Source organism: Pseudomonas sp. Au-Pse12 (assembly GCF_021341665.1).
Taxonomy (GTDB): Bacteria; Pseudomonadota; Gammaproteobacteria; order Pseudomonadales; family Pseudomonadaceae; genus Aquipseudomonas.
Map to the genome: position 1 here is coordinate 247,619 of NZ_JAJTTH010000006.1, position 19,362 is coordinate 266,980.

Below are 19,362 nucleotides of genomic sequence, written 5' to 3' on the forward strand. Positions count from 1 at the left end.
TGGTGTCTGTGCGTAGCGGGCATCTGCTGGAGTGCTTCGATTGGCAGGCCGTTGTCGATCACGCGCAGAAATTTGCGGGTGCGATGCTAACGCACTCGGCCATTTGCACAAGGATTTTTGTTGTTTCACAGAGGGATGGAGACTATTGGCCGCACACAGCAAAACGCCCTTGAGCGAGAGCTCAAGGGCGTTGGCTTCAGGCCGGTTGCGGCGCCGCGTTCAACGGCTGCAACGGCAGCAACGGTGCATGGGGGTCGGCATCCACCGACTGGCGCCAGGCGCTCAGCCATTCGCTGTGCCCCTCGCTCCAGACCTGCTGGTGCAGGCGGCCCAGGGCCACCGGGTCGCTCAACAGCGCCAGGCGCTCGCTATTGTTCAAGGCCGCCGGGCCGGCTTTCAGGGCATGCCGCACCCGCTCCTGACGCAGCCACTCGATCGGCTCGGCCTGGGTATGACGGGACGTTGCCAGGGCACAGGCCAGGGCGTTCTGCTGCGGATCGACCACGGCCCGGATAAAGCCGTCGTTGAGCGCGTGCCAGCGGTTCTCGTGGGTGTACTGGTCGGTGGCCAGCAGCGCCTGGGGCGGAGCGTATTCCTCAGGGATCAGGAACAGGCTCTCGTCACGGGACTTCAGGCCCAGGCCGACGCGACTGGAGATCACCGACACCGGGATCGACAGCATCAGCGAACCGACGATCGGCACCAGCCACCAGAGGAAGCTCGGGTTCAACCAGATCACCAGCAGCGCCCAGCAGAAGCCCAGCAGGGTCTGCGGACCGTGGCGGCGCACCGCTTCGCTCCACGGCGTGGAGTCGTCGTCACGTTGTGGCGAGTTCCAGGTCGCGGCCCAACCGAGGAACGCGGCCAGGACGAAACGGGTGTGGAAGATCATCCGCACCGGTGCCAGCAGCATGGAGAACAGCATCTCCAGGAGCATCGACAGGGTCACCTTGAACTTGCCGCCGAACTCTTTCGCCCCCTTGGCCCAGATCAGGATGATGCTCAAGAGCTTCGGCAGGAACAGCAGCACGATGGTGGTGGAGAACAGCGCGATGGCCTTGTCCGGGTGCCACTGCGGCCACAGCGGATACAGCTGCCGCGGTTCGAGGAAGTACTGCGGCTCCATCAAGGTGTTGACCGCCAGCAGGGCCGTGGACAGCACCAGGAAGAAGAACCACAACGGCGCCGACAGGTACGACATCACCCCGGTGAGGAACACCGCGCGGTGCACCGGGTGCATGCCCTTGACCAGGAACAGGCGGAAGTTCATCAGGTTGCCGTGGCACCAGCGACGGTCACGCTTGAGCTCGTCCAGCAGGTTCGGCGGCAGTTCTTCGTAGCTGCCCGGCAGGTCGTAGGCAATCCACACGCCCCAGCCGGCACGGCGCATCAGCGCGGCTTCGACGAAGTCGTGGGACAGGATCGCACCGGCGAAGGCGCCTTTACCGGGCAACGGCGCCAGGGCGCAGTGCTCGATGAACGGCTTCATGCGGATGATCGCGTTGTGCCCCCAGTAGTGGGATTCACCCAACTGCCAGAAGTGCAGGCCAGCGGTGAACAGCGGGCCGTAAACGCGGGTAGCGAACTGCTGCATGCGCGCATACAGGGTGTCCATGCCCGAGGCCCGTGGCGCGGTCTGGATGATCCCCGCGTCTGGCGTGGCCTCCATCAGGCGTACCAGGCTGGTCAGGCATTCGCCGCTCATCACGCTGTCGGCGTCGAGCACCACCATGTACTTGTAGTCACCGCCCCAGCGACGGCAGAAGTCGTCGAGGTTGCCGCTCTTGCGTTTCACCCGGCGGCGACGGCGGCGATAGAAGATCTTGCCGAAGCCCTTGGCTTCCCGGCAGACATCCAGCCAGGCCTGCTGCTCGGCGACGCAGATATCACTGTCATTACTGTCGCTGAGGACGAAGAAGTCGAAGCGGTCCAGGTCACCGGTGGCTGCCACCGACTCGAAGGTCGCGCGCAGGCCGGCAAACACCCGCGGCACGTCTTCGTTGCAAATCGGCATGACCAATGCGGTGCGCGCATCCATGGGGATCGGCTCGTTGCCGGCGCTGGCCCCGGAAATGCGGTACTTGTCGTGACCGGTGAGCAGTTCCAGGAAGCCCATCAGGGCGGTCCAGAAACCTGCCGACACCCAGCAGAACAGGATCCCGAACAGGATCAGGATGCTGGTCTGCAAGGCATAGGGCAGCACTTGCTGGGCGGTCTGCATCAGCGGCTGGTGCATGACCTCTTCCAGGTCGACGAAGGACCAGCCCTGGTACGGCATGATGCCTTTCATGTACCAGCCGGCGACGATGGTCTGGCCGAGCATCAGCACCAGCAGGATGTAGCGGCGGATCGAACCGACGGTGCGCCAGCGGGCAGCCGGCAGCACGCGCTCATCCTTCGGCGGCGCGGGCGGGTTGGTGCGCCCGGTCAGGCGCCGCCAGCCACGCACCAGGATATTGGTGCGCCACGGCTCCGGAACCACCTTGGTGCGGCGGATCGGCGGCGTGGCCTTGAGGCAGACCCGGCCTTCGGCGTCGACACCGAGCATCTCCGCGTCTTCAAGCTCCGCAGCGGTGCTCAGGCTCAGGCGTGGGCCCACCGAGGCCTGGGCGGCATCGGTGGGCGCGTCGAAGGTGCTGGACGACAGGCGTTGGTGCAGTTCGCTGAAGGACTGGCAGCCCGCGAGTTCCGCGCGCTGCTCGTCCGACATGGGCAAGTGAGCCAGGTACTCGGCAAGAGACGCTGGCTGTAGTTGAGAGTTACTCATCGGCAGGCAACTGATAGCTCCAGGTCTCGGTCAGGACTTGTTCAGTTTTAACCGGTTCCGGTGTGGCTGGGGCCGCTTCGGCAGCAACAGGCTGCTTGGCGTCTTTGTGATCCTTGTCCTTGGCATCCTTGGCTTCTTTGGCCGGCTTGGCATCAGCCTGCTTGGCGGCAGCCGCTGCGGCCTCCTTCTCCTTCTTCTCCTGCTGCTTGGCGGCGAGCTTGTCGGCCTTGGCCACGGAGGAGTTGGAGTTCGGCGTCGAGGCCTTGGTCGGCTCGGGCTGCGGAATGTCACGGACCAGGGCGGCGCGCATCTCGGTGGACTTGCTCGCGTCCTTGATCTTCATCCGCAGGGTCAGGCGCCAGCCCTTGGTTTCAGGGTTGTAGCGAACGCTGTTTTCCACCAGCTCGGCATTGTCGCCAACGCTGACCTGGCTGCGAACGTCGGCGTTCTCCGGCAATGCCGCCAGAGATGGGCCTTCGAAGTCCACCAGGTAGGCCACGCTGCCATCCGGCTGACGGATCAGGTTGGACTGCTTGACGTCACCGGTGGAGCGCAGGGTCTGCTTGACCCAGGCGCTGTCAGGCGAATGCAGGGCGGCTTCGTCGATGGTCCAGTGCAGGCGGTAGGCGTAATCCAGCGGCTGGCCTGGCTCAGGCTGCTTTTCCGGGTTCCAGAACGCCACGATGTTGTCGTTGGTTTCGTCCGCGGTCGGGATCTCTACCAGGTCGACGGTGCCTTTGCCCCAGTCGCCCTTCGGCTCGATCCAGGCGCTTGGGCGCTTGTCGTAGCGGTCATCGAGGTCTTCATAGTGGCTGAAGTCGCGGCCACGCTGCAGCAGGCCGAAACCACGCGGGTTTTCCACCGAGAAGTTGCTCACGGCCAGGTGTTTCGGGTTGTTCAGCGGGCGCCAGATCCACTCGCCATTGCCGGCATGGATCGACAGGCCGCTGGAGTCATGCAGCTCGCGACGGTAGTTGAGGACTTTCGACGGCTGGTTGGCGCCGAACAGGTACATGCTGGTCAGCGGGGCCAGGCCCAGCTTGCCGACCTTGTCACGCAGGAACACCCGGGCCTTGACGTCGACAATGGTGTCGGCGCCCGGCCGCAGGGTCAGGCGATAGGCGCCAGTGGCCCGTGGCGAATCCAGCAGGGCGTAGATCACCAGGTGCTTGTCGGTCGCCTTGGGCTGCTGGATCCAGAACTCGCTGAAACGCGGGAATTCTTCGCCGGACGGCAAGGCGGTGTCGATCGCCAGGCCCCGCGCGGACAGGCCATAGGTGTGGCCCTTGCCAACGACGCGGAAGTAGCTCGCGCCGAGCATGGTCATGATCTCGTCTTGCTTGTCAGCCTTGTTGATCGGGTACAGCACGCGGAAGCCGGCGTAGCCGAGCTTCTCGGTGGCTTTGGGATCGAACTTCACGTCGCCGAAATCGAAACGGTTCGGGTCGTACTTGATCTCGGTAACAGTGTTGGCGGCGATCTCGTTGATCTTCACCGGCGTGTCGAAGTGCATGCCCTGGTGGTAGAACGACAGCTTGAAGGGGGTCTTCTGATCGGCCCATTCGGCTTTTTCGGTGAGGAAGCGGATTTTCTGGTAATCCGCGAACTTCATCTCACGGAACTCGTTCGGCAAGTTACTGCGCGGGGCCTCGTACTTCTGCCCGGCCAGGTCCTTGGCCTTGACCGACACATCATCCAGATTGAATGCCATGAGTTGACCGGCACCGAACAGGCAGACCAGCGCAGAGCCCGTCACCAGTGCGTTTCGTAACCGTTTGGCAAACAAGTTTGGTGCATTACAGGGACTAACAATCACGAGCAACCCTCGCCGAAAACAGATCAAAAAACCAACGGCCAGCTATCTATATGCCAGGTTGGCGAGCATTGTTCCGACTCCGATGGGGCTAAATGATTCCCCAAACGGCCGTGGACAAGTCTCTACTTAAGTCAAAATGGACCAACGAACGCTGATCCCCGTAGCGCGCGATTATCTAGTAGCCCGCGTTACAACGCATCAGGGGTAACAAAGTATTTATCGCGAAAAACAGCAGTTTCCGGCCCAAATCGGCGGAAAAAGATGTTTCAGGCACTTTCAGGTCTGTAACAGGAAGGTTACCGGGCCATCATTGACCAGATGCACCTGCATGTCCGCGCCAAAACGCCCTGATGCCACTTTGCCATGCAACTGTTGCGCCTTCACTACCAGGTAGTCGAAAAGCGCCTCGCCAAGGGCGGGTGGCGCGGCCGTGGAAAAGCTCGGGCGCAACCCGCTCTTGGTGTCCGCCGCCAGGGTGAACTGCGACACCAGCAGCAAGCCACCCTGCACATCCGCCAGGGACAGGTTCATCTTGCCCTCGGCATCGCTGAACACCCGATAGTTAAGCAGCTTATGCAGAAGTTTGTCGGCGCTGGCCCGAGTGTCCTCGGGCTCCACCGCTACCAGCACCAGCAAGCCCTGGTCCACCGCGCCGACTATTTCCCCGGCCACTTCCACCCGCGCGCCACGCACGCGCTGCAACAGGCCCTTCATGCTTCTTCGGGCGGCAGATCGAGAAGGCGACGCGCCATCTGATCAGTGGCACGTACCAGGGCATCGGTGATGCCCGGTTCGGAGGCGGCGTGACCGGCGTCGCGAATCACCTGCAATTCACTGTTGGGCCAGGCTTGATGCAGCTCCCAGGCATTGTCCAGCGGGCAGATCACGTCGTAGCGACCATGAACGATGACCCCGGGCAGATGGGCGATCTTGCCCATGTCGCGAATCAGCTGGTCGGGTTCGAGGAAGGCGTTATTGGTGAAGTAGTGGCACTCGATCCGGGCAATCGACAGCGCCCGCTGCGGTTCCGAGAAACGATCCACCACCAGAGGGTTGGGACGCAGGGTTGCGGTGCGCCCTTCCCAGCCCGACCAGGCCTTGGCTGCATGCATCTGGGCGATCTGGTCGGTGCCGGTCAGGCGCTTGTGGAAGGCGCTGACCAGGTCGTGACGCTCTTCCAGGGGAATCGGCGCCACATAGTCTTGCCAGTAGTCGGGGAACAGGCGGCTGGCGCCACACTGGTAGTACCACTGAATTTCCTGGGGCCGGGCGAGGAAGATGCCGCGCACGATCAGGCCAAGCACACGGTCCGGGTGAGTCTGGGCATAGGCCAGGGCCAGGGTCGAACCCCAGGAGCCGCCAAACAGCACCCATTTGTCGATGCCCAGGTGCAGGCGAATGCGCTCCAGGTCGGCCACCAGGTCCCAGGTGGTGTTGTTTTCCAGGCTGGCGTGAGGGGTGGAGCGCCCGCAACCGCGCTGGTCGAAAGTGACGATACGGTACAGGTTCGGGTCGAAGTAGCAGCGACTCGCCCCATCACAGCCCGCGCCCGGACCACCGTGAATGAACACCACCGGCAAACCTTCCGGTGAACCACTTTCGTCGACATACAGCACATGCGGCTCGTCGACGGCCAGATCGTGCCGGGCATAGGGTTTGATCTGCGGGTACAAAGTCTGCATTACGCGCTCCGTGGAGGTCGGGTTCATCCCTGGTGGGGACTTCATTTATTCTGCCGTTCGGCATCATAAACCCGAATTACGCAATGAGCATGTCCTTGAAGAAAACAGGGTTGTTCAGGGGATTGCGACGAGTCACGCAGGGCGCTTCGCGAGCACGCTCGCGCCTACAGAAGGCGTGCGCCCGCGGTAGGAGCCAGCGTGCTGGCGAACGCCATGTCAGCGGTAACGCTCCTGCCCCCAGGCCAGCAGCCCCTGCAGCAACGCCTTGAGCACCTCCTGGGTCGGTGCCGCCAAGTCCTCGCGATAGCGGAACGGTTCGACCTCTTCCATGTAGGCGCTCTGCGCCAGTTCCAGCTGCACCGCGTGGATGTGCTCGGCCGGGTTGCCGTAATGCCGGGTGATGTGCCCGCCCTTGAAACGGCCATTGAGCACGTGGGTGTAATCGGCATGGGCCGCGCAAATGCTCTCCAGGCGGCCAGCCAATTGTGGATCGCAACTGGCGCCATTGAAGGTGCCGAGGTTGAAGTCCGGCAGCTTGCCTTCGAACAGGTGCGGGATCAGCGAACGGATGGAATGGGCATCGAACAGCAAGGCATAGCCGAACTCGGCCTTGAGCCGCGCCAGCTCTTCTTGCAGGGTCCGGTGATAGGGCCCCCAGACCTGCTCCAGGTACTGCTGGCGCTCCTGCGCGGACGGCGCCAGCCCTTCGACGAACAACGGCTCGCCGTCGAACAGGGTCGCCGGGTACAGGCCGGTGGTGGCGCCCACATACAGCGGCTTGTCGTCGGACGGCCGGTTCAGGTCAATGACGAAGCGCGAGTACTCGGCCGCCAGGGTGCTGGCCCCCAGCTCCTCGGCGAACTGATACAGCCGTGGAATGTGCCAGTCGGTGTCCGGCAGGCTCTGCGCCTGGGGCACCAGCCCGGCCGCCACTGCTGGCGTCAGGCGCGTACCGGCGTGGGGCATGCTGATCAGCAGCGGCACCCGGCCTTGTTTGAAGCTCAGAACCTTATCCACAAGCCTTCTCCTACACAGTCACTTCAACGCCGTGTCGCACGACGCGTTTTTCCAGGTCGCCGCCCAGCCAGTAGGCCAGGTCGGCGGGACGATCGATCTGCCAGGCGACGAAATCCGCCACTTTGCCCACCTCCAGCGAACCGTGGGTCTTGTCCATGCCCAGGGCCTGGGCCGCGTGCAAGGTCACCCCGGCCAGCGCCTCCTCGGGGGTCATGCGAAAACAGGTGCAGGCCATGTTCAGCATCAGCCGCACCGACAGCGCCGGCGAGGTGCCGGGATTGAGGTCGCTGGCCACGGCGATCTTCACCCCGTGCTTGCGCAGGGCTGCCATCGGCGGCAGCTGGGTTTCCCGGAGGAAATAGAAAGCCCCCGGCAACAACACCGCGACGGTTCCCGAGGCCGCCATGGCGATGGCATCGTCCTCGGTCATGAATTCCAGGTGATCGGCGGACAGCGCCCGGTAGCGCGCCGCCAGGCTCGAACCATGCAGGGACGACAGCTGCTCGGCATGCAGTTTCACCGGCAGGCCAAGCTGTTGCGCGGCAATGAATACCCGCTCCACCTGCTCAGGGGAAAACGCCAGGTACTCACAGAAGGCATCCACCGCATCCACCAGCCCTTCGGCCGCCAGGGCCGGGAGCATCTCGCTGCAGATATGCTCGATGTAGTCGTCGCTGCGCTCGGCGTATTCCGGCGGCAGGGCATGGGCCGCCAGGCAGGTGCTGCGCACGCTGACCGGCAGTTCCTCGCCCAGGCGGCGGATGACCCGCAGGATCTTGCGCTCGCTGGCCAGGTCCAGGCCGTAGCCGGACTTGATCTCGACGCTGGTGACACCGTCGCGCAGCAAGCTCAGCAGACGCTTGCGCGCACTGACGAACAGCTCCTCTTCAGAGGCGGCGCGAGTGGCCCGCACGGTGCTGGCGATACCGCCACCGGCCGCGGCGATCTCGGCATAACTGACGCCTTGCAGGCGTTGTTCGAACTCACCGCTGCGGTTGCCGCCAAACACCGTGTGGGTATGGCAATCGATCAGCCCCGGGGTGACCCAGGCGCCGCCCAGGTCCTGTACCCGGGAATAGTCGGTGGCCGGCGCCGCCTGGCGCCGGCCGATCCACTCGATGTGCGCCCCTGACGTCACGATGGCCGCGTCCTCGATGATCGAGTAAGTACCCTGGGCCATGCTCGCGACGTTGCAGTGTTGCCAAAGAGTTTTCATCCAAGGCCTCCGTTAATGATCAGTAGGTAGAGAAGAATCGACGCGGATCTGCTGGGCCTGCGCCGCTGCCGGCTTGACCCACAGCATATAGGCCAGCACCAGCAAGGCGATCCACACCACGCCCACCAGCAGCGCGGCCTGGGTTTTCGGGAAGTAGCCCAGCACACCGAAGATGAACAGCATGAAGGCAATGGCCGCCGCCGGCGCCCAAGGCCAGAACGGCACCTTGAACTGCAACTGGGCCACCTGTTCGGCGCTCATCGAGCGACGCATGGCCACATGGGTCAGCAGAATCATCAGCCACACCCAGACCGTGGCGAAAGTCGCCAGGGAAGCGATCAGCAGGAAGATGTTTTCCGGAATCAGGTAGTTCAGCACCACGCCACCCAACAGGGTCACGGCCATCACCACCACGGTCATCCACGGCACGCCGGTCTTGGACACCTGGGCAAAGCCCTTGGGCGCCTGCCCTTGCTGGGCCAGGCCGTACATCATGCGCCCGGCACCGAAAATGTCACTGTTGATGGCCGACACCGCCGCCGAAATCACCACGATATTCAGGATGGTGGCCGCCGAGCTGATACCCAGGCTGTCGAAGATCTGCACGAACGGGCTGCCCTGGGTACCGATCTGTGGCCAGGGGAAAATCGACATCAGCACGAACAGCGTCAGCACGTAGAACAGCAGGATGCGCAGAGGCACCGCGTTGATTGCCTTGGGAATGACCCGCTGCGGGTCCTTGGCCTCGCCGGCGGTGACGCCGATGATCTCGATGCCGCCGAAGGCGAACATCACCACCGCGAAGGAAGCGATCACCCCGCTGATGCCATTGGGCATGAAACCACCATGGGCCCACAGATTGCTGGCGCCGGTGGCCTGTTCGGTGGCCGCGCTGCCGATGCCGAACAGCATGATGCCGAAGCCGCCAAGGATCATCGCGATGATCGCCCCGACCTTGAGCAGCGACAGCCAGAACTCCATCTCGCCGAACACCTTGACGCTGCACAGATTAAGGCCGCCGATCAGCAGGACGATGCCCAGCACCCAGATCCAGCGCGCCACCTCGGGAAACCAGAACCCCATATAGATGCCGAAGGCGGTGACGTCCGCCAGGCACACGATCAACATCTCGAACGCGTAGGTCCAGCCCAGGATAAAGCCCGGCAAGGGCCCCAGGTACTGACTGGCGTACTGCCCGAAGGAGCCGGACACCGGGTTGTGCACCGCCATCTCCCCGAGGGCGCGCATCACCATGAACACCGCCGCCCCGCCAATCAGGTAGGCCAGCAACACAGCTGGCCCGGCCATCTGGATGGCCGAGGCCGAACCGTAGAACAATCCTGTACCGATGGCCGACCCCAGGGCCATGAAGCGTATATGACGGGCAGTCAGCCCCCGACGTAATCCTGTTTCTTGCGATTGCATGTCATCGTCCCTTTTATTGTTATCGGACAAGTGCGCCCCGCGCAGAGGCGCGGGGCGGCAGAAGCAGACGCTCAGCGCCCGCCTTGCCGGTCAAGCAAACCAACACAGGCCACCATTAGCGGCCGAGCACGGCGTTATCTGGCGGCCCGGCGTGCATTACAGGCTCGGCAACAACCGGGCTGGCAGCAGCCCATTCAGGCAACGCGAAGCCAGCAGCTCGCTGGCGGCGTTGATGTCCGGCGCGAAGAAACGGTCCTTCTCGTAATACGCCACTTTTTCGCGCAGGGTCGCGCGGGCCTTTTCCAGGGCCGGCGAGGTTTTCAGGCCTTCGCGCAGGTCCAGGCCCTGGCAGGCCGCCAGCCATTCCACGGCTAGAACACCGCGGGTGTTCTCGGCCATTTCCCACAGGCGCTTGCCAGCGGCCGGAGCCATGGAAACGTGGTCTTCCTGGTTGGCGGAAGTGGGGATGCTGTCCACCGAGTGCGGGTGGGCCAGGGCCTTGTTCTCGCTGGCCAGGGCCGCAGCGGTGACCTGGGCGATCATGAAGCCGGAGTTGACCCCGCCATTGGCCACCAGGAACGGCGGCAACTGGGACATGTGCTTGTCCATCATCAGCGAGATCCGCCGTTCGCTCAGCGAAGCGATCTCGGCGATGGCCAGGGCCATGTTGTCGGCCGCCATGGCCACCGGCTCGGCGTGGAAGTTGCCACCGGAGATCACGTCACCTTCCGCGGCGAACACCAGCGGGTTGTCCGACACGGCGTTGGCTTCCACCACCAGCACCTCGGCGGCCTGGCGGAACTGGGTCAGGCAGGCGCCCATCACTTGCGGCTGGCAACGCAGGGAGTACGGGTCCTGGACCTTGTCGCAGTTCTGGTGCGAGGCGGACACCTCGGTGCTGTCCCCCAGCAACGTCCGGTAGGCCGCAGCGGTATCGATCTGCCCGCGCTGGCCACGAGCCGCGTGAATCCGCGCATCGAACGGCGAGCGCGAACCGAGCACGGCTTCCACCGTCAGGCCGCCACAGACCAGGGCGCCGGCGAACAGGTCTTCGCCTTCGAACAACCCGCGCAGGGCGTATGCAGTGGAAACCTGGGTGCCGTTGAGCAGCGCCAGGCCTTCCTTGGCGGCCAGGGTCAGCGGCTTGAGGCCGGCGATTTCCAGGGCCGCAGTGGCTTCCAGCCATTGCCCCTTGTGGCGCGCCTTGCCCTCGCCCAGCAGCACCAGGGACATGTGCGCCAGCGGCGCCAGGTCACCGGATGCACCCACCGACCCCTTGAGCGGGATATGCGGGTAGACCTCGGCGTTGATCAGCGCGATCAGGGCATCGATCACCTGCCGCCGGATCCCGGAGAAACCACGGCTCAGGCTGTTGACCTTGAGCACCATGATCAGGCGCACCAGGTCGTCGCTGATCGGCTCGCCGACACCGGCAGCGTGGGACAGCACCAGGGAACGCTGGAGGTTTTCCAGGTCGGCGCTGGCAATGCGGGTCGAGGCCAGCAGGCCGAAGCCGGTGTTGATCCCATAGGCGGTGCGATTCTCGGCGAGGATCTGCTCGACACAGGCGACGCTGGCATCGATCTGCGCCGAAGCGCTGTCGTCCAGGCTCAGGGTCAGCGGCTGCTGGTAGATGGCACGCAGTTGGGCCAGGGTCAGTTGGCCGGGAATCAGGTTTAGCGCAGTCACATTCATGCTCCTTTCGAGAGTTTTGTAATTACTACCAGTCGCTCCGGAAGCTTCCGTTGTCCGTCGCCAGGCTCAAGGGTGAGTCGCTGGCGCCTTGGCACGCTGGTGATGAAAATCGAGAGTCAAACCGCCGTAGCACGGCGAGGTTCGTGGGTCGTTTGTTCAAGGACGGCTGGCGGCTCGACGGGCAGGATCAACTGCTCGGGCACCGCGCCGTGCCACTTCTTCGCACAGACGTAATACAAGGCTGCGGGCACCACCAGGCCGATGATCCAGGAAATATCAGTATCGCCAAGACTCGCCACCAGGGGGCCGGTGTAGAAGTGGGTAGAAATGAACGGCATCTGGACCAGCACGCCGAACACGTAAACGCTGATGCCCATGACATTCCAGCGGCCGTAGCGACCGTCCGGGTTGGACAGCGCCGGGATGTCATAGCGCTCCTTGGTGATGCAGTAGAAGTCCACCAGGTTGATCGCGCTCCAGGGCGTGAAGAACGCCAGCAGGAACAGGATGAAGGACTTGAACACACCGAGGAACGAGTGCTGGCCGAGCAGTGCGATCAGGGTCGCGGTGCCGACAATCAGCAACACCGCGACCAGCCGCTGCAAGCGCGTCACTTTCAGCTCGCCGCGAAAGCCGCTGATGATGGTGGCAATGCACATGAAGCTGCCATAGGAGTTCAGCGTCGAGATGGTCACCTTGCCGAAAGCGATGCTGAAGTAGAGCAACGCAGCAATGGCGCCACTGCCGCCCAGGCCGACGATGTAGGCCACTTCACGACCGGCGAACTGGCCCTTGGAGAGGGCCGCGGCGAACACCCCGAGCACCATCGCCACCTGGGCACCGATCACCGAACCGGCGCCAGCGGCGAGGAAGGTCTTCAACGGCGAAGTCTTGCTCGGCAGGTAGCGCGAATAGTCGGCGACGTAGGGGCCGAAAGCGATCTGCCAGGATGCCGCCAATGACACCGCCAGGAGGAAACTGCTCCAGCTGAAGTGACGAATGGCCAGCAAGGCACTGACATCGGTCTGGCTCAGCAGCCGGCTGAACAGATAGAAGAAGGCGACCACGCCAATCACGCTGGCGACTCGGCCGATGTAGTGAATCACCCGGTAGCCAAGCACCGTGACCAGCACGATGACGCTGGCGAAGATCAGGATGCCGGTGCTGTCGCTGACGCCAAACATCTGGCCCAGCGCCTGCCCGGAAAGCACCGTGCCGGTTGCGGTGAAACCGACGTACATCAGGCACACCAGCACGATCGGAATGGCCGCGCCATAGACGCCGAACTGCACCCGGCTGGAGATCATCTGCGGCAGGCCGAGCCTCGGCCCTTGCGCGGCATGCAGCGCCATCACCCCACCGCCCAGCAGTTGGCCGATCAGCAGACCGATCAACGACCAGAACACATCACCGCCCAACACCACCGCCAGAGCCCCGGTGACGATCGCCGTGATCTGCAGGTTGGCACCCAGCCACAGGGTGAACTGACTCAAGAGACGACCGTGTCTTTCCGCTTCCGGGATGTAGTCGATCGAACGCTTCTCGATCAACGGTTTGTTGTTGGCACGATCATTCGCTAAAGCCATGGACGTCAAACCTCTATGGGCACTGCAGACGACTTCCACCGTAGGAGCCAGCAAGCACCGCGGTGCTTGCTGGCTCCTACAGGGAGGGTGGGGTGAACCGACGCTCCGGTTACTGGCCGGTGATCATTGGCAGATTCAGGCCCTGTTCCTTGGCGCAATCGATCGCGATCTGGTAACCGGCATCGGCATGACGCATGACCCCGGTGGCCGGATCGTTGTGCAGCACGCGGGCAATCCGCTCGGCCGCTTCATCGGTACCGTCGCAGACGATCACCATCCCCGAATGCTGGGAGAAGCCCATGCCGACGCCGCCGCCGTGGTGCAGGGAAACCCAGGTCGCGCCACTGGCGGTGTTCAACAGGGCGTTGAGCAGCGGCCAGTCGGACACGGCGTCGGAACCATCCTGCATGGATTCGGTTTCACGGTTCGGGCTGGCCACGGAACCGGAGTCCAGGTGGTCGCGACCGATGACGATCGGCGCCGACAGCTCGCCGCTGCGGACCATTTCGTTGAACGCCAGGCCGAGCTTGGCGCGCTGGCCCAGGCCAACCCAGCAGATCCGCGCCGGCAGGCCCTGGAAGCTGATGCGCTCGCGCGCCATGTCCAGCCAGTTGTGCAGGTGGGCGTCGTCGGGAATCAGTTCCTTGACCTTGGCGTCGGTCTTGTAGATGTCCTGCGGATCACCGGACAGCGCCGCCCAGCGGAACGGGCCGATACCGCGGCAGAACAGCGGACGGATATAGGCCGGGACGAAACCCGGGAAGTCGAAGGCATTCTCGACGCCCTCTTCCTGGGCCATCTGGCGGATGTTGTTGCCGTAGTCGAAGGTCGGTACGCCCATCTTCTGGAACGCCAGCATGGCCTTGACGTGCTCGGCCATGGATTGCTTGGCGGCCTTGATAACCGCAGCAGGCTCGGTCTTGGCGCGATCACGGTACTGCTCCCAGGTCCAGCCTTTGGGCAGGTAGCCGTTGAGCGGGTCGTGAGCACTGGTCTGGTCGGTGACCATGTCCGGGCGCACGCCGCGACGTACCAGCTCCGGCAGGATCTCGGCAGCGTTGCCGCACAGCGCGATGGAGATCGCCCGGCCTTCGGCGGTGTATTTCTTGATCCGCGCCAGGGCGTCGTCCAGGTCGGTGGCCTGCTCGTCGACATAGCGGGTCTTGAGGCGGAAGTCGATGCTGGTCTGCTGGCACTCGATGTTCAGCGAGCACGCCCCGGCCAGGGTCGCGGCCAGCGGCTGCGCGCCGCCCATGCCGCCCAGACCGGCAGTCAGCACCCAGCGGCCGGTGAGGTTGGAATCGTAGTGTTGGCGACCCGCCTCGACGAAGGTTTCGTAGGTGCCCTGGACAATGCCCTGGCTGCCAATGTAGATCCAGCTGCCGGCGGTCATCTGGCCGTACATGGCCAGCCCCTTGGCATCCAGTTCGTTGAAGTGTTCCCAGCTGGCCCAATGCGGCACCAGGTTGGAGTTGGCGATCAGAACCCGTGGCGCGTTGCTGTGGGTCTTGAACACGCCGACCGGCTTGCCGGACTGCACCAGCAGGGTCTCGTCGTCATTCAGATTAGTCAGGGCTTCGACGATCTTGTCGTAGCACTCCCAGTTGCGCGCCGCGCGGCCAATGCCGCCGTACACCACCAGCTCCTTGGGGTTCTCGGCAACTTCCGGGTCGAGGTTGTTCATCAACATGCGCAGCGGCGCTTCGGTCAGCCAGCTCTTGGCGGTCAGCTTGTTGCCACGTGCGGCGCGGATTTCGACGTTACGGTATTTAGTTGGCTTGCTGTCGGTCACGGAAAAACTCCTCGGCGATGAGTCCAAGGTGCGAAGAGGTTCCATCGACTCTTACGCACACATATTTACTTGTACATACAAGCATATGCAATCAAGCGGCCAACTCGCTTGAGACGTACCTGAAAAGCCCCCGGATAAAACTGCAAGCCTTGCGGAACAAGGCTTTCAACCGAGCGAGAATTTTCCAGAGGAGACGTTGGCCCGCCGCGACGCTGTTACCCAGAATCGGTTTTGCGCCGTTCTGGGGCGTTCGGTAACAAATGAGTGCGCGGAAGAAACACCCCGCACAGGGCAATGCGTGCCGATCCAGCCCGACAAAGGCGGGCCAGCATCCGGGCAAGATCGAAGGAAGATAGAAGAAGGAAAACGTGCAGCCGTTCCAGGCCGGAGCTCGACCTGGAACGGCCAAGGGGAATCAGCGGATGGTGAGTTCGATGACGCAGCAGCGTCCGTCGGTGGCCATCTCCATAACCCCGGCATTGCCTTCCAGGCGCAGGCAGTCGTAACGACCCAGCGCCTGCAACGGGGCGTTACCCGTGTCCACCCACGCCTGTTCGGCGGCGCTGAACACCAGCACGGTGTGGGCCTGGGTGAAAAAGCGTTGCTGGCCATCGAACCACTGCAAGCGGGCAACATAGCGCTCAGGGCAATAGATCAGGTTGAAGTCGCGAATCGCCCCGTCCAGCAAGGTGCAGCTCACCTGGCTGGCACCACTGAAGGCGAAGGGGTCCAGAGGCAGCAAGGGCCGTACATCCCGACCATCGACCGTCAGTTGCATGCCCACGCCTTGCAGCACGGTGATGATCCGCTGATAACCGGCAAAGCTGGAAAAACCGCCGGACTCGCCAATGTCGGCAATCGACAGGCGCCAGCCGAAACCGTCCAGGCCAGTGCCCGCATCACGGGTGATTTCCTCAGTGCTGCCGCCGCCGTTTTTCCACGGCATGCGCGGGTAGTCGGCGGCGCGTAACAGGGTGGAGTGGATCATTTGTGAAAACGCCCTTCCAGACGATGACGGGAACCGGGGTGAATCAGCCGTGCAGCCGTTACCGGCTGGCGCCCGGACCAGGTGCGGCGGCGGATCAGCAGGCAAGGCTCGCCGCGCTCGATCTGCAACAGCCGGCATTCTTCGGCTTCGGCGAGAATCGCCTCCACCACATGCTCGCCCTCGGTCAGTGGCGCGACCTGGGACAGATAGGCGTAAGGGGTTTGCAGGGTGAAGTCCTGCTTGAGGTACTCCGGCGCCACCAGGGCGTTGACGAAGCGATCCTCGATCTGCACCGGAATATCATTCTCGAAATGCACGATCAGCGAGTGAAAGACCTTCTGCCCTTCGCGCATGTCCAGGGCCAGGGCGCGCTCGGAACCGGCGGCCTCTTCACCCAGGGTGATCACCTGGCAGGTATGGCGATGACCGCGGGATGCGATCTCGTCGGCAATGTTGTGCACTTCGAACAGGGCCGACTGGCTCTTGGGCTCGGCGACGAAAGTGCCCACGCCCTGCATCCGCACCAGCATGCCTTCGGCGGTCATCTCACGCAGCGCGCGGTTGATGGTCATGCGGCTGAAACCCAACTGATTGACCAGCTCGCTTTCCGAGGGAACCCGGTAATGCGGCGGCCAGTTTCCGCTCTCGATCTGCTGGGTGATCATCTGTTTGACGCGGGCATACAAGGGCGCCGGACTATCGCCCAAGTGGGCAGCCAACGGCGATTTGGCAGGCGGAGTCGGCACGGGAAATCCTTGTTGAGGAAAAAAGGTGACTAGCTTGCCGGAGTTTACCGGGCAGGCAAACGTCTGTATATGTATATACAAATAACACACGATGGGGTGCTTGAACCATGTCCGCCTTCTTCGCCGAACGCGCGCTGCTGCCTAATGGATGGGCCAACCATGTACGTCTTGAAGTCAGCGCCGACGGCCTGCTGACGCACATCCAGGCCAACGCCAGCGCGGATGGCGCAGAGCGACTCAAGGGCCCGTTGCTACCCGGCATGCCCAACCTGCACTCCCACGCCTTTCAGCGGGCGATGGCCGGGCTGGCGGAAGTGGCCGGCAACCCCAATGACAGCTTCTGGACCTGGCGCGACCTGATGTACCGCCTGGTGGGCAAGATCAGCCCTGAACAGCTGGAGATCATCGCCCGCCAGCTGTACATCGAAATGCTCAAGGCCGGCTATACCTCGGTGGCTGAATTCCATTACGTGCACCACGACAGCGATGGCCAGCCCTACGCCGACCCTGCCGAGCTGTCCCGACGCATCAGCCAGGCGGCTGCCGGCAGCGGCATCGGCCTGACCCTGCTGCCCGTGCTGTACAGCCATTCGGGCTTTGGCGGCCAGGCCCCCAATGACGGCCAGCGCCGCTTCATCAACAGCACGGAAAACTACCTCAAGCTGCAACAGCACCTGCAATCCGTGCTGGCGCAACAGGCCAACCAGCAACTGGGCCTGTGCTTTCACTCGTTGCGCGCGGTCACGCCCCAGCAGATCAGCGAAGTGCTGGCTGCCAGCGACCGCCAGTGCCCGGTGCATATCCACATTGCCGAGCAACAGAAGGAAGTCGACGACTGCCTGAGCTGGAGCGGGCAGCGCCCGTTGCAGTGGCTGTATGAGCACGTCGCGGTGGATCAGCGCTGGTGCCTGGTCCACGCCACCCACGCCAACCCGGAAGAAGTCAGCCTCATGGCCAAAAGCCGGGCCATTGCCGGCCTGTGCCTGACCACCGAAGCCAACCTGGGCGACGGTATTTTCCCAGCGGTGGATTTCCTCGCCCAGGGCGGCCGCCTGGGCATCGGCTCCGACAGCCATGTATCGCTGAGCGTGGTGGAAGAGCTGCGCTGGCTGGAATACGGCCAGCGCCTGCGGGACCAGCGGCGCAACCGCCTGTACGGCGCCGACCAGCCCATGGTGGGCCGGACCTTGTACGACGCCGCGCTGGACGGCGGCGCGCAAGCCCTGGGGCAAGGCATTGGCGCCCTGGCGGTGGGCAAGCGCGCCGACTGGCTGGTGCTCGATGGCACTGACCCGTACCTGGCCACCGCCGACGGCGACGGCATTCTCAACCGCTGGCTGTTCGCCGGCGGCGACCGTCAGGTGCGGGATGTGATGGTGGGCGGGCAATGGGTCGTGCGTGACGGTCGTCACGCCGCCGAAGAAGACAGCAGCCGGGCCTTCACCCAGGTACTGCGCGACCTGCTCCACTGACCCCAATGCATAGGAGCCGGCTGGCCGGCTCCTACAGGGGATGAGTCTATTTCGAGGTCTGGGCCATGGCCGAGTCCGACACCCGCCAGATCAGCCGCGTGGTGTCATAACCCTGCTGACGCGCCTTGCTCAGCAGATCCTCACGCACCGTCTCGTTGACCTCCGGAGTGCGCGACAGCAACCACAGGTAGCGCCGGTTCGGGTTGCCGACAATGGCGGTCTTGTAGTCATCGCTGACATACAGCACCCAGTAGTCGCCCTTGATCGCCCCCGGCAACAGCCGCGAGAACCAGTTATCGAACTGCACCCAAAGCTTGTCGGTCTTGCCCGGCACTTGAGGTGTGGCCGTGCCCCGCGCTTCCTCCCATTTCCACTCTGCTGTCAGGCAGCGGTTGAGCACCGCCACGTTGCCCTCTGGCAGCAAGGTGTAACGGGCCTCGGATTGCGCGCAGTTGCGCTGGAAATACATGGGCAACCGCGCCAACTCATACCAGGTCCCCTGGTAGCGCTTGAGGTCGACGTGATTGACGGTCTTGGGCGCCAGCGAATCGTCCCGGGACGTGGCGCAGCCGGCCAAGAGCAGGCCGACCAGAAGAGTGAAAACAAAACGCATCATTATTTTTCTCCCGTGGGCTCGAAGCCCCGGTTTTTACTTCAGGCCTTGCCCGGAAAACATCAGAACCTTGTCACCGGCATACTGCACGCTGATAAAGCTGTTCTTGTCACCCCAGGTGCAGCTGGACATGCCCAGCGCGCCCGAACAGTCAGTCGGTTTGCCCAGGAGCTGTTCGACCTCGGCCTTGGGCATGCCCGCCGAGAGCTTGGAATAGTTTTCCTGATTGACCTTGCTGCACGCAGCCAACAGCACGCAGAACGACAACAGAGCGAGAGAACGCAGGGACATGGTGAACTCCTGGACGAAAGGGGGAAGGCCTGTCAGCCAACCAGAAGCTTAGAAGAGAAAACCCCCTTCTGGTTCCCCGGGGGAACGGGTATTTCTCGCCAGGCTGGCGCGGTATTTTCCTCATCAATCAAGCCCCTTTTCAGCGGACCTGGCAGTTCGTCGGTTTTCTTCGCCACGACCTCATCTTCGCTAATGGCCAGTCGACATAACTGCAGCGCAAAGCCCTCCACTGTGGCAAATTGACGCCCCCTCGTTG

General features: G+C 63.4%; 15 protein-coding genes. 1 reads left to right on the forward strand and 14 read right to left on the reverse strand.

Annotated elements, in window-relative coordinates:
* Positions 1–196 precede the first annotated feature (196 nt).
* The 12 genes from mdoH to hutC all read right to left on the reverse strand — a co-directional run bounded on the left by mdoH (position 197) and on the right by hutC (position 16,730).
* On the reverse strand, positions 197–2,767 hold the full coding sequence (mdoH, locus tag LXM55_RS18725) for a glucans biosynthesis glucosyltransferase MdoH (RefSeq protein ID WP_233321742.1): 2,571 nt from the start codon (positions 2,765–2,767) through the stop codon (positions 197–199).
* Positions 2,760–4,583, reverse strand: a complete 1,824-nt coding sequence (locus LXM55_RS18730; RefSeq protein ID WP_233321743.1) for a glucan biosynthesis protein G — start codon at positions 4,581–4,583, stop codon at positions 2,760–2,762. Before LXM55_RS18730 ends, mdoH begins: the two co-directional genes overlap by 8 nt.
* A gap of 276 nt (positions 4,584–4,859) precedes the next feature.
* Positions 4,860–5,297, reverse strand: coding sequence for a D-aminoacyl-tRNA deacylase (gene dtd, locus LXM55_RS18735; RefSeq protein ID WP_233321744.1), 438 nt, complete (start codon positions 5,295–5,297; stop codon positions 4,860–4,862).
* On the reverse strand, positions 5,294–6,265 hold the full coding sequence (gene pip / locus LXM55_RS18740; RefSeq protein WP_233321746.1) for a prolyl aminopeptidase: 972 nt from the start codon (positions 6,263–6,265) through the stop codon (positions 5,294–5,296). Before pip ends, dtd begins: the two co-directional genes overlap by 4 nt.
* A gap of 216 nt (positions 6,266–6,481) precedes the next feature.
* Positions 6,482–7,282 (reverse strand): N-formylglutamate deformylase, encoded by an 801-nt coding sequence (hutG, locus tag LXM55_RS18745; protein WP_233321747.1) that lies wholly within the window; start codon positions 7,280–7,282, stop codon positions 6,482–6,484.
* A 10-nt stretch (positions 7,283–7,292) separates the two neighbouring features.
* Positions 7,293–8,498, reverse strand: coding sequence for an imidazolonepropionase (hutI, locus tag LXM55_RS18750; RefSeq protein WP_233321748.1), 1,206 nt, complete (start codon positions 8,496–8,498; stop codon positions 7,293–7,295).
* 12 nt (positions 8,499–8,510) lie between these two features.
* The gene (locus tag LXM55_RS18755; RefSeq protein WP_233321749.1) at positions 8,511–9,923 is read right to left on the reverse strand and encodes an amino acid permease; all 1,413 of its coding nucleotides are present in this window, start codon (positions 9,921–9,923) and stop codon (positions 8,511–8,513) included.
* A gap of 156 nt (positions 9,924–10,079) precedes the next feature.
* A complete protein-coding gene (gene hutH, locus LXM55_RS18760; protein WP_233321751.1) occupies positions 10,080–11,618 on the reverse strand; it encodes a histidine ammonia-lyase in 1,539 nt (512 codons plus the stop codon).
* Positions 11,619–11,734: 116 nt separating this feature from the next.
* The gene (locus LXM55_RS18765; RefSeq protein ID WP_233321753.1) at positions 11,735–13,204 is read right to left on the reverse strand and encodes a purine-cytosine permease family protein; all 1,470 of its coding nucleotides are present in this window, start codon (positions 13,202–13,204) and stop codon (positions 11,735–11,737) included.
* 109 nt (positions 13,205–13,313) lie between these two features.
* Positions 13,314–14,996, reverse strand: coding sequence for a urocanate hydratase (gene hutU, locus LXM55_RS18770; protein WP_233321755.1), 1,683 nt, complete (start codon positions 14,994–14,996; stop codon positions 13,314–13,316).
* Between the two features lie 415 nt (positions 14,997–15,411).
* A complete protein-coding gene (locus LXM55_RS18775; RefSeq protein WP_233321757.1) occupies positions 15,412–15,984 on the reverse strand; it encodes a HutD/Ves family protein in 573 nt (190 codons plus the stop codon).
* Entirely contained in the window at positions 15,981–16,730 is a 750-nt protein-coding gene (gene hutC / locus LXM55_RS18780; protein WP_011058774.1) for a histidine utilization repressor, read from the reverse strand. The genes LXM55_RS18775 and hutC overlap by 4 nt, the downstream gene beginning before the upstream one ends.
* A 107-nt stretch (positions 16,731–16,837) precedes the next feature.
* On the opposite strand from hutC, the gene LXM55_RS18785 reads away from it, so the two are divergent.
* Positions 16,838–18,202: a formimidoylglutamate deiminase gene (locus tag LXM55_RS18785; RefSeq protein WP_233321758.1), complete on the forward strand. Its 1,365-nt coding sequence runs from the start codon at positions 16,838–16,840 to the stop codon at positions 18,200–18,202.
* 46 nt (positions 18,203–18,248) lie between these two features.
* On the opposite strand, the gene LXM55_RS18790 is transcribed toward LXM55_RS18785, so the two are convergent.
* Both LXM55_RS18790 and LXM55_RS18795 read right to left on the reverse strand, forming a co-directional pair.
* Entirely contained in the window at positions 18,249–18,818 is a 570-nt protein-coding gene (locus LXM55_RS18790) for a lipocalin family protein (RefSeq protein ID WP_233321760.1), read from the reverse strand.
* A 33-nt stretch (positions 18,819–18,851) separates the two neighbouring features.
* Positions 18,852–19,106 carry a hypothetical protein gene (locus tag LXM55_RS18795; RefSeq protein ID WP_011058771.1) on the reverse strand — a complete coding sequence of 85 codons (255 nt, stop codon included), beginning with the start codon at positions 19,104–19,106 and terminating at the stop codon, positions 18,852–18,854.
* Positions 19,107–19,362: the final 256 nt, after the last annotated feature.